Source organism: Citrobacter meridianamericanus (assembly GCF_041320245.1).
GTDB classification, from domain to species: domain Bacteria; phylum Pseudomonadota; class Gammaproteobacteria; order Enterobacterales; family Enterobacteriaceae; genus Citrobacter; species Citrobacter meridianamericanus.
Map to the genome: position 1 here is coordinate 2776075 of NZ_CP101036.1, position 13918 is coordinate 2789992.

General features: G+C 40.7%; 19 protein-coding genes. 1 reads left to right on the forward strand and 18 read right to left on the reverse strand.

Going from position 1 to position 13918, the window contains the following annotated elements; all coding sequences use genetic code 11:
* Positions 1 to 653 precede the first annotated feature (653 nt).
* The 11 genes from NMD08_RS13480 to NMD08_RS13530 form a co-directional block, all read right to left on the reverse strand.
* Positions 654 to 809 carry a hypothetical protein gene (locus NMD08_RS13480; protein WP_370618262.1) on the reverse strand — a complete coding sequence of 52 codons (156 nt, stop codon included), beginning with the start codon at positions 807 to 809 and terminating at the stop codon, positions 654 to 656.
* 9 nt (positions 810 to 818) lie between these two features.
* Entirely contained in the window at positions 819 to 2033 is a 1215-nt protein-coding gene (locus NMD08_RS13485) for a type II secretion system protein GspD (protein WP_370618284.1), read from the reverse strand.
* Complete coding sequence (locus NMD08_RS13490; RefSeq protein WP_370618286.1) at positions 2008 to 2439, reverse strand: hypothetical protein; 432 nt, start codon at positions 2437 to 2439, stop codon at positions 2008 to 2010. Before NMD08_RS13490 ends, NMD08_RS13485 begins: the two co-directional genes overlap by 26 nt.
* 282 nt (positions 2440 to 2721) lie before the next feature.
* Positions 2722 to 3225 carry a zonular occludens toxin domain-containing protein gene (locus NMD08_RS13495; RefSeq protein ID WP_370618288.1) on the reverse strand — a complete coding sequence of 168 codons (504 nt, stop codon included), beginning with the start codon at positions 3223 to 3225 and terminating at the stop codon, positions 2722 to 2724.
* A 3-nt stretch (positions 3226 to 3228) separates the two neighbouring features.
* Positions 3229 to 3657 carry a hypothetical protein gene (locus tag NMD08_RS13500; protein ID WP_370618290.1) on the reverse strand — a complete coding sequence of 143 codons (429 nt, stop codon included), beginning with the start codon at positions 3655 to 3657 and terminating at the stop codon, positions 3229 to 3231.
* Entirely contained in the window at positions 3635 to 4804 is a 1170-nt protein-coding gene (locus tag NMD08_RS13505) for a hypothetical protein (protein ID WP_370618292.1), read from the reverse strand. The genes NMD08_RS13500 and NMD08_RS13505 overlap by 23 nt, the downstream gene beginning before the upstream one ends.
* Positions 4804 to 5154, reverse strand: coding sequence for a hypothetical protein (locus NMD08_RS13510; RefSeq protein ID WP_370618294.1), 351 nt, complete (start codon positions 5152 to 5154; stop codon positions 4804 to 4806). Before NMD08_RS13510 ends, NMD08_RS13505 begins: the two co-directional genes overlap by 1 nt.
* 174 nt (positions 5155 to 5328) lie before the next feature.
* A complete protein-coding gene (locus NMD08_RS13515; protein ID WP_370618296.1) occupies positions 5329 to 5589 on the reverse strand; it encodes a hypothetical protein in 261 nt (86 codons plus the stop codon).
* 331 nt (positions 5590 to 5920) lie between these two features.
* Positions 5921 to 6280, reverse strand: a complete 360-nt coding sequence (locus tag NMD08_RS13520) for a hypothetical protein (RefSeq protein ID WP_370618298.1) — start codon at positions 6278 to 6280, stop codon at positions 5921 to 5923.
* Positions 6281 to 6322: 42 nt separating this feature from the next.
* On the reverse strand, positions 6323 to 6703 hold the full coding sequence (locus NMD08_RS13525; protein ID WP_370618300.1) for a hypothetical protein: 381 nt from the start codon (positions 6701 to 6703) through the stop codon (positions 6323 to 6325).
* Between the two features lie 65 nt (positions 6704 to 6768).
* Positions 6769 to 8049, reverse strand: a complete 1281-nt coding sequence (locus NMD08_RS13530) for a replication initiation factor domain-containing protein (protein ID WP_370618302.1) — start codon at positions 8047 to 8049, stop codon at positions 6769 to 6771.
* 133 nt (positions 8050 to 8182) lie between these two features.
* Between NMD08_RS13530 and NMD08_RS13535 the strand changes: the two genes are divergently transcribed.
* Entirely contained in the window at positions 8183 to 8422 is a 240-nt protein-coding gene (locus NMD08_RS13535) for a hypothetical protein (RefSeq protein WP_370618304.1), read from the forward strand.
* 980 nt (positions 8423 to 9402) lie between these two features.
* On the opposite strand, the gene NMD08_RS13540 is transcribed toward NMD08_RS13535, so the two are convergent.
* From NMD08_RS13540 to NMD08_RS13570, 7 genes are all read right to left on the reverse strand, one after another.
* The gene (locus tag NMD08_RS13540) at positions 9403 to 9558 is read right to left on the reverse strand and encodes a hypothetical protein (protein WP_370618262.1); all 156 of its coding nucleotides are present in this window, start codon (positions 9556 to 9558) and stop codon (positions 9403 to 9405) included.
* Positions 9559 to 9567: 9 nt separating this feature from the next.
* Positions 9568 to 10782, reverse strand: a complete 1215-nt coding sequence (locus NMD08_RS13545) for a type II secretion system protein GspD (protein ID WP_370618284.1) — start codon at positions 10780 to 10782, stop codon at positions 9568 to 9570.
* Positions 10757 to 11188 carry a hypothetical protein gene (locus NMD08_RS13550; RefSeq protein WP_370618286.1) on the reverse strand — a complete coding sequence of 144 codons (432 nt, stop codon included), beginning with the start codon at positions 11186 to 11188 and terminating at the stop codon, positions 10757 to 10759. The genes NMD08_RS13545 and NMD08_RS13550 overlap by 26 nt, the downstream gene beginning before the upstream one ends.
* A gap of 166 nt (positions 11189 to 11354) precedes the next feature.
* The gene (locus tag NMD08_RS13555; RefSeq protein WP_370618306.1) at positions 11355 to 11975 is read right to left on the reverse strand and encodes a zonular occludens toxin domain-containing protein; all 621 of its coding nucleotides are present in this window, start codon (positions 11973 to 11975) and stop codon (positions 11355 to 11357) included.
* Positions 11976 to 11978: 3 nt separating this feature from the next.
* A complete protein-coding gene (locus tag NMD08_RS13560; RefSeq protein ID WP_370618308.1) occupies positions 11979 to 12407 on the reverse strand; it encodes a hypothetical protein in 429 nt (142 codons plus the stop codon).
* Positions 12407 to 13555 carry a hypothetical protein gene (locus tag NMD08_RS13565; protein WP_370618310.1) on the reverse strand — a complete coding sequence of 383 codons (1149 nt, stop codon included), beginning with the start codon at positions 13553 to 13555 and terminating at the stop codon, positions 12407 to 12409. Before NMD08_RS13565 ends, NMD08_RS13560 begins: the two co-directional genes overlap by 1 nt.
* On the reverse strand, positions 13555 to 13905 hold the full coding sequence (locus tag NMD08_RS13570) for a hypothetical protein (RefSeq protein WP_370618294.1): 351 nt from the start codon (positions 13903 to 13905) through the stop codon (positions 13555 to 13557). The genes NMD08_RS13565 and NMD08_RS13570 overlap by 1 nt, the downstream gene beginning before the upstream one ends.
* Positions 13906 to 13918 lie beyond the last annotated feature (13 nt).

A 13918-nucleotide genomic window follows, 5' to 3' on the forward strand; every position in this document is an offset into this window, starting at 1 on the left:
GGATGTAACTACCTACCGAACTAGAATATCAGAGAATGGATCGAGAGAGGATCAAGAGGACATTTGAATCTGGCAGTGAAACAGGCATTTCAAAACAAACAGCCGAGGTGCGCACAATTGCAGATTATGCTAAATCGCCGCGGGCGCCTTAGCCGAGCACAGTCGCACGGCTGCGGCGATTCAACATAAGCTGCATCCACATTATGCGCACCACGGCTTATGTATGCCTGATATGGGAAAAATGAGCGCCAGTTATCCTTGTCAACAAATCCACCCCCACGTGAATGAAATCAGGTTCCGGCGCTCATTTTTGTTCAGAATTTATGAATGCTAAAAACTGCAATCCAACTTTACTAACCACACAGGCCAACAGCGACGAACGCCGCGCACTGGAGACCGCTATGGTAAAAGCGATAACAAATCAATGATACTCAGGATCGGTCATCAAATACCGGCTTTTTATAGATGCACAAATAAACCGGAAAAAACACACCGACCAAAAAGCCCGTCCCAAACCAGCCAGGCAAAAGAAACCGCATGATCCGTTTATGCATACACCTTCCTGTCACATCGTGCTGTTTTGTGTGCAGGAGCTGCCCGCCTTCAGCGTTCACTCCCGCACTCATTATATGCACAATACAACAGCAAAAAAATCACTCTTCACGGATATCGAGAAAATCATGGTAATCCGGCGTGCCAACATAAAGCACCTCATAATCATCACCGCGCCATCGATCACACTCATCGCTGTAATCACCACGATAAAGCCATGAACCATCAGGCCAGACAAAAATATCATTGTAATCCATGCCCTCCCCTTAAACCTTTTTAGCCTGGATGACGATTAATAAATCAGTACTTTGTTTCTGGTCTGATTTCGTAGACCATGATTTAGGTAAGAACGAAAGCCCTGTGTTTTGCTCGCCATCTTTATTCTCAGCAAGACCCGATAAAACGATAATATCACCATCTTTCATGTTAACGTTTGTCACGATCTGGCGTGTTGTGAATGTAGGGGAATTATTTACCCCCGTTGTAGTTTCTGCATAATCACTTAATTGCTGGTCTATTTTCATCGACACTAAATCGCGCGTTATTATCGGTCTGACTTTGAAATCAACACCCGTATTACGGTAAACAATCGACTGTACAGGCGTGCCGTTCTCATACGTCAGAGAGCCGACAGTTGGCACACTAGCCCCGACTGAAAATGCGGATTCCTGACCTGACACGACCCGCAGCCGTGGCGAACTGACAAGAGAAAAACGATTATCAGTACGAAACAACTCATAAAGCGCGTCAAATGAAGGACCATTAAATTGAATAAAATTACTGTATCCCTGTTTTGAACCAATACCAATACTAAATCGGTCATTAAGCAGTTTAGACGCCAGAACAAGGCCAGAGCCATTTTTTTCATTAGTCTGTACTTCAAATACAAATGCAGAAACAAGCACCTGCTCCGCTCTGACATCGATTTCCTCTAATAACTTTTCTATCTGGTCTATATTACGTTTAGTACCACGATAAACAAATGTATCACCTGATGTGCTCATAAATGGTTGTTCACTGGATACCTGCAAAGAATCAGCGCCAGCATTTGAAATATTCTGCGTGAATGATGTCCCCAATGCCTGCGCAAGATAAGGTACATCGCGAAAACGCGGAATATAGGTATATGTGTAAAAACGTTGCGGAGTAATAACAGGTTTAAAACTATAAAGATAATCAACACCCTTCTTTTGTGTCACTTTCACATTCATGTTTTCCAGATAACGAAGAATAAAATCCCGTTCATCATTATCAGGGTGAATATGCAGCGTCAACATTCTTGCATCTTGTGTCAATTCAGGTGACAGCATAAATGGACGTTTTAGCACCTGATTCCAGATTACAGAAACCGCCTCGGGGAATTTCATAGCATTAACTTCAAAATCTGTACCCGCAGCAAATACCGGAGAACACAAACAAAACAAGGGAAACGAAAGTAATCGCATAATATTAACCTCATTTAAATAATGATGACGTAGCATTACTGACACCTGAATTAAGTTGTTCAGTCATATCAGGTTGATTAACAGAAGCACCAGTGGTGCCGGAATAAAACGTGATCAATTCATTGCCGATGACAAGTTGAGTAAAACGCCCTTTATATTGCTGTTCAGATGCATGATAGCGAACATTCCCCGCATTATCCGTCAGGATAAAATAACGCTCAGTATCAGAAGAAACTAAATAGCCAGACAGCCGCCACTTAGACGACAGAACAGGCAAAGCAGGTGCAGCAGGAACGGCAGCAGCAGCGGGAGCGTCTGGAACGCCAGCAGACTGGACAGAATGGGTATTTTCAGTATCAGCACCAAAATAAGAAGAACAAAGCAGATAAGCAACATACCCCAGCACAACAAGAAAAAGAATTTTAATATAAATAAAAAACACCCTTTCTTTCTGGCAGGCTTATTTTCTGAAACACTGGAATCTTGTGTAATATCAGAAGATTTAACAGTTGTGATGTTACCTGACATAACCCCACCTGGAATAAGAGAATAAATTGCACGCATATCAACCAAATCATCACCAATTAGTTCATAACCATCAGTGAATTTTAAATCTGTATCATAAAATTGATAATATTCCTTAGCAAAGAAAGAAAGGCTGTTAATCGGTTTATCATACTGCCCTTTTTCTTGTGATAATAATTTGCCTGGACAATATGAGGTATTATTGATTTTTGGGCTTAATAAAATCAATAATTGTTGACACGAAAGGGATTCTAATTTTATCAAGACGATTAAGAACAACAACCTGATCATATAAATCTCTGACCTGCGAATCAATATGATCAGGGTGTTGAACAATTAAATAAACATCCCAATGCCATTTGCGGGCGTGCCGTATCCAGTCAATAACAGATTCTCTATCTCGATGTTTAAAATCCCGCGTATTGAGAAAGTTTGCACATTCGTCAAGAATAAGCACGCCATGTTTATCTTTACAGGATTCAGGCGAACCCCAGCCTAAAGATTTCAGGTCAGAAGAACGAATATTAAAAGGTAATACAGTTATTTCTTTAGCTGATTTAGGGCCAAGAAATTCAGTAAAAAAAGGATAATTTGACGCGCAACGAATACTGGAATCACCATCATTATAAGTCAGGGACATAATGTAAGCAGCAAATATCCCCTTTCCCGCTCCAAGCCCTCCCTGCGTTACATAAACAGTCATATATCACCCGTTACTTTTTAAAAAATGGAAGGGAAAAGGAGAAGTAGTTATTCTTAACAATTCTCTTGAATAAATAATTAAGAAGTGAACACCTAAAACTGCGGTTTGAGCAGAGACAATTATACTGATATATTGAGTTAAATTAACAGGTAACAAACTCATAAAACATAACCAAAGTTCGCCAGAGAAAGAACCTGTATTCAATAAATCATAAAGATAACCGTTAGCCATATCTAAAAGAGATTTAACCGCCACACCAACAACACTAACAAATACAGTTAAAAATAAAATATGACCCGATGTAAGATTAAATAAAGAATAAAAAAATAATCCAGAACCAACCGAAATAAGCCGAGTGAGTTGTGAAATCACCCAGGCTAACGAGGTACGAAATAAAAATGAAAGAACGTTAACAAGCGCAATATACCACATTATTTAACCCCTGTAATCCACGAACAACAATGAAATAGACAGCAACCGCCGTCATTATTTTAAATACCCATGTAATAAAGCCTCTTAAATTTTTGTCATACCATATACAAAAGTCATTAAGTACAATAGTTTTTTTTAGTGTTTTGTTATCAACAAGGCCGAGAGTAATATCAAATGATAATGGGCGACATACCCCCGTTATGCCAACAAGTGTATTATTAATGTCATCTATATTTAATGACATATCAGGAACTTGATTTTTTAACGCATCTAATGATGATTTAAAAGAAGGAACTGAGGAATTAAAACTTTCCTCTATATTATCGAGATACCCGTTTGTTGTATTAGTAAGGTCTGAAAAATCAAGATTTGAATCATCAAATTCAGGTGTCTTATCATTAAAAACCAGGCTATCTTTAAAGGAACGATGAAAGGCTTTAACCTCAGCAAGTAAGTCGCCGTCGCCATCAGTATTCCCGCCACCGGAGCCGTTACCGCCAGAACCATTCCCACCACCTGAGCCGTCGCCCCCGCCGCCGCCTCCGGAGCCGTCGCCGCCGCCGTTGCCGCCGCCAGAACCGCCGCCAGAACCGCCGCCGGAACCACCACCGGAACCACCACCGGAACCACCGCCGGAACCACCGCCGGAACCACCGCCGGAACCACCGCCGGAACCACCGCCGGAACCACCACCGGAACCACCGCCAGAACCATCACCGGAACCATCATCGCCATCACTGGGGCCAGACTCTTTAAGGACGATCTGAGCAGTCGGGCCAAACACTGGATCATCAACGGTTTTAATAGCAAACTCGGAATTCAGAGTACAAGAAGTAAGAGTATCCTTTTGTTGAAGAATACTTGTAGGTGTTGGTAATTCAGGACATGAGTAATACGGATGAACTGGAATATTAAAATAAGGGTAAGAAATCTCAAGACGGGACATTTTAGGTCTCAACTGTATATAGCCAAATGAACCCTTAATTAAACCGTATTGATATTCATAAGAATAATAAAAGGTATTTTTAATAATTTCTATCACTGGATCTCTGAGAGATATCTCAGGGTACAACTTAAGCACCTCTTGAGAAACAACAGGTCGGAAACGATTATAACGCCCTTTAATATAGGGTTGAAAGTTTTTCACTAAAAAAGTCTTTTAATCTCAGGATAGGTAACATTAGGTAAAACTCTTTCGACTGCTTTTTCATCAATGTAATACAAGCAGTTTGTTCCATAAGAAATATAAGCAGATGACTGACCAGGGCGTTTTATATCATCAGTAAGAAAACCCGTATTTGGAGATAATTTATAAGATGAACAATCAGGGTTTTTTACAGGGTTAAATACATCAGTATCATCAGCGGGTAGATTGCGGTGCCAAATTCCCGTTGGGCGTTTTGTACTCCCATCAATAACGCAATTAAAACAAATATATTCCTTTCCAAAAAAAGTAGCCTTATAAAAACCGTCATCGGTTTTGACAGCCAGATCCATTCCCCCTTCATAAATGATGGGATGTGTATCAGGGTTTATTTCTGTATCAGCCAGTGGCGAAACACTATTATTAGCATTAGCAGAAAAGACAAAAAAGAGAGGATGAAAAAAATGATTTTCATGTTATGAATCTCTAAAAAAGCCCCCTTAAAAGGAGGCTTCAATTAATTAAATTTATTGTGCTGCTTTAGCAAAGAAAGATTTAATAACCCCCATACCGACAGAAACAACAAGTTTAAAGGTCAGGATACCGAACGCCGCTGTTACAACCGCCCCCATAGTAACCAGAATAGGATTTGAAATTGCTTCCAGCATAGCCGTAGTAATAAACGTAGACGGATCTGGAGGCGTACCCGCTGCCAGTGCAGAGCCAGAGGTGCCAGCCATTACAGCAGCAGCCACAGCTTTTAATTTAAAACCAGTAGTAATATTCATGAAATACCTCTTTAACGGGAAGAAGAAATAAACGTTCGCTTAATAAAAGCGAGAAGAAAACCAGAGCCAAAACCAGATAATAAAGAAAAAACCATAAAATAAAAAGATACTCTACAGGCTCTTTATCCTTAAGAAACGGATCTATTAAGTCATATAAATACCCCATTTAATTAATCCCCCAACAAAAGCCCCGCGATAAACGACAGAATAAACAATATCAACGGGGCCAGCCCATACAACAATATTAAATAAAAATCACCAGAAGCCATTATGATTTATCATCTACGAAAAAATAGATGCATATTCGATTAATTCACGCGACGCTTTATTTTCAAGATTCATAATCAGCCCCTACGCAAAAAACATGATTCCCGCATTCAGGACAAACACGCTGTCCTGCAAACTCACAGTTGCACAGAACGCAACGATGCTTAACCGGACGCGCATAACCTGTATTGCCCGTCAGATGGTTAACAGCAAGCTCTATAGCAGACGTCAGGCCAATAGCGACAACGGGAGTCGGACGGCAAGCAGAACAGCGCATTTCACGCCTTTCCTGACACCTCGCCAGTTCAGCGACAGAATTTTTATAGTATTTGCGGATAAACGGCGAATCCGGATCAAATGAATTAATATCACAGAATCGGATATAATCTGACTGGTCAGAAATGCCAGGATATAATTTAGCCATGATTATCACCTCCTGTAAATTCCGGCCCGAAGGCCAGAACCATCAGGATTTAGCCTGCTGTTTAACAGCTTCAATAGGCGTATGGGTCAGTTTGCCATAACCAACCAGCTCATAATCACCGACAACACGTTGAGCCTGACCACGGCCACGGGCAGTGCGTTTATCATGAGGAATAATCAAAATATAATCATAGCCCTGCTGATTAGCCTGCCGGACATCATTCTGTAAACGCTTAATAAGAGCAAAATTATCACCCACAGTGAATTGCTCAGAGATAAAGCCACGCCCGACAGAACGGTCGCCATCTTCATAATCGGCGAGCGTATCAACCGGACACATATGTTCAATAGCCCCTGTACTCTTATTGGTGTATTGAATAATGGATCCACCAAAAACACAAATTGAATTAGCGAGTTTTGACATTTTATTACCTCATATATTTAATATTTACCAGACTGATTAAAGGCCGTTTATTCATATATATTTAATTAAAAAGGAATCGGCCTGTTTTTAAATTGATTTCTTACTATTTGTTGATAACAGTCATTAGTTGCAAATCTTATACTTTCATCTTCTATATGTTCTCTCCTGACAATAGTTGATATTAATGCTTCGACGTCATATCCCAATTGATGAATAACGGAAGCAATTTTCTTTGAGCATTGAGTACGTAACCATTTCACATCTGACTCGAAAGAATGAACGGCCTTACGCAAATCAGACAGAGACGGATTAAACGGGTTTATTTTACGGGGTTTTGAAGGGTTTAATTGTGCTGCGTAATCGCAAAGCCCTGTAAAATAACTCTGAATATCTAACAATATTTCAACAGGTACATGCTTAAGTTCAACCTCAGAGCGATTCCATACAATATCAAGTCCCTGCTCTAACGCTTTGTTATAAATCCGCCAGAATGTTAACGACTGACGGCTTCCCACCGTCAGCATTTCAACATCACCAATCGTGTACGTATGAGCCGACGAACGACGCCCACGACCTCTATAGAATGCATCATTTTTGAAATCCTGATATGCGTGTTGCACAGTAAATACACCATCAAAATCATCAACGCATAAATCAAGGCGGTTTATTGTCGTTATTCCAAGATGTGTAAACCACTTATACAAATGTTCTGGCGATGTACCCGAAAAAACATGCTTACAACCGTGAGCATTAATCTGAATAAATACAGTCCCCTCATTTCCGCCAAAATAAAGGAATCCTAGTTCAGTACAGTTTTCATCATCATGAGCATATAACGGCGCTGAATCCTCATATAAAAAACGACCATATCCACGAAATATACCGAGATGTAAACCCAATTCGGCAGCGAGCCAACGCCGGATCAATTCAACACGCGATTCAAGAACCTTTTTATTATAGCTATCAAGTTGTGCATCAAACGCTTTTCTTGCCTGACGAAAATCCCCATCGAAATCAGTGATCGGAAATGTATAACCATCGACAAAATCATCAAATGATTCCTCAATATCGGAATCAGTTAATGGACACCAGACGCGCGTTTTTGGATTAATCACGTCAGTAAAGAAAGCATCCCGCGCTTTAACATGATTGCGGTAAACAGGATGGATACCGTATTTACGCCATTCGGCCTGCTCAGGAAAGGTCACAAAATCCTTCACCGCCGAGGAATGCATGACAAACGCCAGCCAGTCGATATTGACAGGACGATCATCAGGAAGATCCACAGCTACCGCACTGGTGAGAGTAGAAGTTTTGTTGAGATCCTTTGCTATGATTTCCATCATGTTCTCATGTGGTCATGATTACCTGAAATTTTTATACATCAAGTGATAACTTGACCACAAGAGAAAATGAAAATTAGTGCGAAAGAATACTAGAGTTCATTGTGCTTAACTGAAATCTAAAGAGAGGTGAAAAATGGCAGATAAAAGAAAGGGTTATAACGTACCAGTAGATAAGTACCTGAAACTTGAAAGAATGGCAGTTGATATGAGTTACAAGGTTGGAAAAACAATTAAATGGAGTGAAATCATCACTTATCTAATTGATAATTATGCAAAAGATGCAGTAGAAGATATGATTAGCCAAGAGACTATTAAGAAAAAAACGAGTAATGTGAAGTGCATCACAATTGAATTAAGCAACAACGATGAATGACCCGCCTCTTACACACAGCTAAATCTAACCTCCCTATCGCCCTGAATACCTGACCAGAAAACGAGCAATTGCGGACGGATCCGCATTGTCCCGTTGAATTAACCCCCGTATTACATAGCGGGGGTTTTCCCCGCGTGGCGCTGGCGAACAAAAAGCCAATGCGCCATCGCCCACCCACGGCGCGTAAGTGCCCTTCTTAACCCCGCATCTTTTACGCTTCCTCGACCGTTCGCTCACTCCGTTCGGTCGCTTGTCTGCGGCGAGCGTTGCCTTCTCTCTCCTCATGGATGTAACTACCTACCGAACTGGAATATCGACGAACGACAGGAACGTGAAAGCCGGTGCTTAACTTCACCAGTGAGAAAACCGCTTTGCAGCGATAAAGGCGCATGGCCAGAGAATGGATCGAGAGAGGATCAAGAGGACATTCCAAAATGGCAGAGGTGCGCACAATGACGTTATGTTAAAGATGCCGCTGCGCGTGTAACCCATTGTCGCAGCGGCATTTTCAACATAACGAGTCGTACATTATGCGCACCACGGCTTATGTATGCCTGATATGGGAAAAATGAGCGCCAGTTATCCTTGTCAACAAATCCACCCCCACGTGAATGAAATCAGGTTCCGGCGCTCATTTTTGTTCAGAATTTATGAATGCTAAAAACTGCAATCCAACTTTACTAACCACACAGGCCAACAGCGACGAACGCCGCGCACTGGAGACCGCTATGGTAAAAGCGATAACAAATCAATGATACTCAGGATCGGTCATCAAATACCGGCTTTTTATAGATGCACAAATAAACCGGAAAAAACACACCGACCAAAAAGCCCGTCCCAAACCAGCCAGGCAAAAGAAACCGCATGATCCGTTTATGCATACACCTTCCTGTCACATCGTGCTGTTTTGTGTGCAGGAGCTGCCCGCCTTCAGCGTTCACTCCCGCACTCATTATATGCACAATACAACAGCAAAAAAATCACTCTTCACGGATATCGAGAAAATCATGGTAATCCGGCGTGCCAACATAAAGCACCTCATAATCATCACCGCGCCATCGATCACACTCATCGCTGTAATCACCACGATAAAGCCATGAACCATCAGGCCAGACAAAAATATCATTGTAATCCATGCCCTCCCCTTAAACCTTTTTAGCCTGGATGACGATTAATAAATCAGTACTTTGTTTCTGGTCTGATTTCGTAGACCATGATTTAGGTAAGAACGAAAGCCCTGTGTTTTGCTCGCCATCTTTATTCTCAGCAAGACCCGATAAAACGATAATATCACCATCTTTCATGTTAACGTTTGTCACGATCTGGCGTGTTGTGAATGTAGGGGAATTATTTACCCCCGTTGTAGTTTCTGCATAATCACTTAATTGCTGGTCTATTTTCATCGACACTAAATCGCGCGTTATTATCGGTCTGACTTTGAAATCAACACCCGTATTACGGTAAACAATCGACTGTACAGGCGTGCCGTTCTCATACGTCAGAGAGCCGACAGTTGGCACACTAGCCCCGACTGAAAATGCGGATTCCTGACCTGACACGACCCGCAGCCGTGGCGAACTGACAAGAGAAAAACGATTATCAGTACGAAACAACTCATAAAGCGCGTCAAATGAAGGACCATTAAATTGAATAAAATTACTGTATCCCTGTTTTGAACCAATACCAATACTAAATCGGTCATTAAGCAGTTTAGACGCCAGAACAAGGCCAGAGCCATTTTTTTCATTAGTCTGTACTTCAAATACAAATGCAGAAACAAGCACCTGCTCCGCTCTGACATCGATTTCCTCTAATAACTTTTCTATCTGGTCTATATTACGTTTAGTACCACGATAAACAAATGTATCACCTGATGTGCTCATAAATGGTTGTTCACTGGATACCTGCAAAGAATCAGCGCCAGCATTTGAAATATTCTGCGTGAATGATGTCCCCAATGCCTGCGCAAGATAAGGTACATCGCGAAAACGCGGAATATAGGTATATGTGTAAAAACGTTGCGGAGTAATAACAGGTTTAAAACTATAAAGATAATCAACACCCTTCTTTTGTGTCACTTTCACATTCATGTTTTCCAGATAACGAAGAATAAAATCCCGTTCATCATTATCAGGGTGAATATGCAGCGTCAACATTCTTGCATCTTGTGTCAATTCAGGTGACAGCATAAATGGACGTTTTAGCACCTGATTCCAGATTACAGAAACCGCCTCGGGGAATTTCATAGCATTAACTTCAAAATCTGTACCCGCAGCAAATACCGGAGAACACAAACAAAACAAGGGAAACGAAAGTAATCGCATAATATTAACCTCATTTAAATAATGATGACGTAGCATTACTGACACCTGAATTAAGTTGTTCAGTCATATCAGGTTGATTAACAGAAGCACCAGTGGTGCCGGAATAAAACGTGATCAATTCATTGCCGATGACAAGTTGAGTAAAACGCCCTTTATATTGCTGTTCAGATGCATGATAGCGAACATTCCCCGCATTATCCGTCAGGATAAAATAACGCTCAGTATCAGAAGAAACTAAATAGCCAGACAGCCGCCACTTAGACGACAGAACAGGCAAAGCAGGTGCAGCAGGAACGGCAGCAGCAGCGGGAGCGTCTGGAACGCCAGCAGACTGGACAGAATGGGTATTTTCAGTATCAGCACCAAAATAAGAAGAACAAAGCAGATAAGCAACATACCCCAGCACAACAAGAAAAAGAATTTTAATATAAATAAAAAACACCCTTTCTTTCTGGCAGGCTTATTTTCTGAAACACTGGAATCTTGTGTAATATCAGAAGATTTAACAGTTGTGATGTTACCTGACATAACCCCACCTGGAATAAGAGAATAAATTGCACGCATATCAACCAAATCATCACCAATTAGTTCATAACCATCAGTGAATTTTAAATCTGTATCATAAAATTGATAATATTCCTTAGCAAAGAAAGAAAGGCTGTTAATCGGTTTATCATACTGCCCTTTTTCTTGTGATAATAATTTGCCTGGACAATATGAGGTATTATTGATTTTTTGGGCTTAATAAAATCAATAATTGTTGACACGAAAGGGATTCTAATTTTATCAAGACGATTAAGAACAACAACCTGATCATATAAATCTCTGACCTGCGAATCAATATGATCAGGGTGTTGAACAATTAAATAAACATCCCAATGCCATTTGCGGGCGTGCCGTATCCAGTCAATAACAGATTCTCTATCTCGATGTTTAAAATCCCGCGTATTGAGAAAGTTTGCACATTCGTCAAGAATAAGCACGCCATGTTTATCTTTACAGGATTCAGGCGAACCCCAGCCTAAAGATTTCAGGTCAGAAGAACGAATATTAAAAGGTAATACAGTTATTTCTTTAGCTGATTTAGGGCCAAGAAATTCAGTAAAAAAAGGATAATTTGACGCGCAACGAATACTGGAATCACCATCATTATAAGTCAGGGACATAATGTAAGCAGCAAATATCCCCTTTCCCGCTCCAAGCCCTCCCTGCGTTACATAAACAGTCATATATCACCCGTTACTTTTTAAAAATGGAAGGGAAAAAGGAGAAGTAGTTATTCTTAACAATTCTCTTGAATAAATAATTAAGAAGTGAACACCTAAAACTGCGGTTTGAGCAGAGACAATTATACTGATATATTGAGTTAAATTAACAGGTAACAAACTCATAAAACATAACCAAAGTTCGCCAGAGAAAGAACCTGTATTCAATAAATCATAAAGATAACCGTTAGCCATATCTAAAAGAGATTTAACCGCCACACCAACAACACTAACAAATACAGTTAAAAATAAAATATGACCCGATGTAAGATTAAATAAAGAATAAAAAAATAATCCAGAACCAACCGAAATAAGCCGAGTGAGTTGTGAAATCACCCAGGCTAACGAGGTACGAAATAAAAATGAAAGAACGTTAACAAGCGCAATATACCACATTATTTAACCCCCTGTAATCCACGAACAACAATGAAATAGACAGCAACCGCCGTCATTATTTTAAATACCCATGTAATAAAGCCTCTTAAATTTTTGTCATACCATATACAAAAGTCATTAAGTACAATAGTTTTTTTTAGTGTTTTGTTATCAACAAGGCCGAGAGTAATATCAAATGATAATGGGCGACATACCCCCGTTATGCCAACAAGTGTATTATTAATGTCATCTATATTTAATGACATATCAGGAACTTGATTTTTTAACGCATCTAATGATGATTTAAAAGAAGGAACTGAGGAATTAAAACTTTCCTCTATATTATCGAGATACCCGTTTGTTGTATTAGTAAGGTCTGAAAAATCAAGATTTGAATCATCAAATTCAGGTGTCTTATCATTAAAAACCAGGCTATCTTTAAAGGAACGATGAAAGGCTTTAACCTCAGCAAGTAAGTCGCCGTCGCCATCAGTATTCCCGCCACCGGAGCCGTTACCGCCAGAACCATTCCCACCACCTGAGCCGTCGCCCCCGCCGCCGCCTCCGGAGCCGTCGCCGCCGCCGTTGCCGCCGCCAGAACCGCCGCCAGAACCGCCGCCGGAACCACCACCGGAACCACCACCGGAACCACCGCCGGAACCACCGCCGGAACCACCGCCGGAACCACCGCCGGAACCACCGCCGGAACCACCACCGGAACCACCGCCAGAACCATCACCGGAACCATCATCGCCATCACTGGGGCCAGACTCTTTAAGGACGATCTGAGCAGTCGGGCCAAACACTGGATCATCAACGGTTTTAATAGCAAACTCGGAATTCAGAGTACAAGAAGTAAGAGTATCCTTTTGTTGAAGAATACTTGTAGGTGTTGGTAATTCAGGACATGAGTAATACGGATGAACTGGAATATTAAAATAAGGGTAAGAAATCTCAAGACGGGACATTTTAGGTCTCAACTGTATATAGCCAAATGAACCCTTAATTAAACCGTATTGATATTCATAAGAATAATAAAAGGTATTTTTAATAATTTCTATCACTGGATCTCTGAGAGATATCTCAGGGTACAACTTAAGCACCTCTTGAGAAACAACAGGTCGGAAACGATTATAACGCCCTTTAATATAGGGTTGAAAGTTTTTCACTAAAAAAGTCTTTTAATCTCAGGATAGGTAACATTAGGTAAAACTCTTTCGACTGCTTTTTCATCAATGTAATACAAGCAGTTTGTTCCATAAGAAATATAAGCAGATGACTGACCAGGGCGTTTTATATCATCAGTAAGAAAACCCGTATTTGGAGATAATTTATAAGATGAACAATCAGGGTTTTTTACAGGGTTAAATACATCAGTATCATCAGCGGGTAGATTGCGGTGCCAAATTCCCGTTGGGCGTTTTGTACTCCCATCAATAACGCAATTAAAACAAATATATTCCTTTCCAAAAAAAGTAGCCTTATAAAAACCGTCATCGGTTTTGACAGCCAGATCCATTCCCCTTCATAAA

Excerpts from the sequence above, each read along its gene's own strand:
- NMD08_RS13480 (WP_370618262.1), bottom strand. The coding sequence starts at position 809 with ATGGATTACAATGATATTTTTGTCTGGCCTGATGGTTCATGGCTTTAT.
- NMD08_RS13510 (WP_370618294.1), bottom strand. The coding sequence starts at position 5,154 with ATGGATCTGGCTGTCAAAACCGATGACGGTTTTTATAAGGCTACTTTT.
- NMD08_RS13530 (WP_370618302.1), bottom strand. The coding sequence starts at position 8,049 with ATGATGGAAATCATAGCAAAGGATCTCAACAAAACTTCTACTCTCACC.
- NMD08_RS13535 (WP_370618304.1), top strand. The coding sequence starts at position 8,183 with ATGGCAGATAAAAGAAAGGGTTATAACGTACCAGTAGATAAGTACCTG.
- NMD08_RS13525 (WP_370618300.1), bottom strand. The coding sequence starts at position 6,703 with ATGTCAAAACTCGCTAATTCAATTTGTGTTTTTGGTGGATCCATTATT.
- NMD08_RS13540 (WP_370618262.1), bottom strand. The coding sequence starts at position 9,558 with ATGGATTACAATGATATTTTTGTCTGGCCTGATGGTTCATGGCTTTAT.
- NMD08_RS13515 (WP_370618296.1), bottom strand. The coding sequence starts at position 5,589 with ATGAATATTACTACTGGTTTTAAATTAAAAGCTGTGGCTGCTGCTGTA.
- NMD08_RS13485 (WP_370618284.1), bottom strand. The coding sequence starts at position 2,033 with ATGCTACGTCATCATTATTTAAATGAGGTTAATATTATGCGATTACTT.
- NMD08_RS13560 (WP_370618308.1), bottom strand. The coding sequence starts at position 12,407 with ATGTGGTATATTGCGCTTGTTAACGTTCTTTCATTTTTATTTCGTACC.
- NMD08_RS13495 (WP_370618288.1), bottom strand. The coding sequence starts at position 3,225 with ATGACTGTTTATGTAACGCAGGGAGGGCTTGGAGCGGGAAAGGGGATA.
- NMD08_RS13555 (WP_370618306.1), bottom strand. The coding sequence starts at position 11,975 with ATGACTGTTTATGTAACGCAGGGAGGGCTTGGAGCGGGAAAGGGGATA.
- NMD08_RS13570 (WP_370618294.1), bottom strand. The coding sequence starts at position 13,905 with ATGGATCTGGCTGTCAAAACCGATGACGGTTTTTATAAGGCTACTTTT.
- NMD08_RS13545 (WP_370618284.1), bottom strand. The coding sequence starts at position 10,782 with ATGCTACGTCATCATTATTTAAATGAGGTTAATATTATGCGATTACTT.
- NMD08_RS13500 (WP_370618290.1), bottom strand. The coding sequence starts at position 3,657 with ATGTGGTATATTGCGCTTGTTAACGTTCTTTCATTTTTATTTCGTACC.
- NMD08_RS13520 (WP_370618298.1), bottom strand. The coding sequence starts at position 6,280 with ATGGCTAAATTATATCCTGGCATTTCTGACCAGTCAGATTATATCCGA.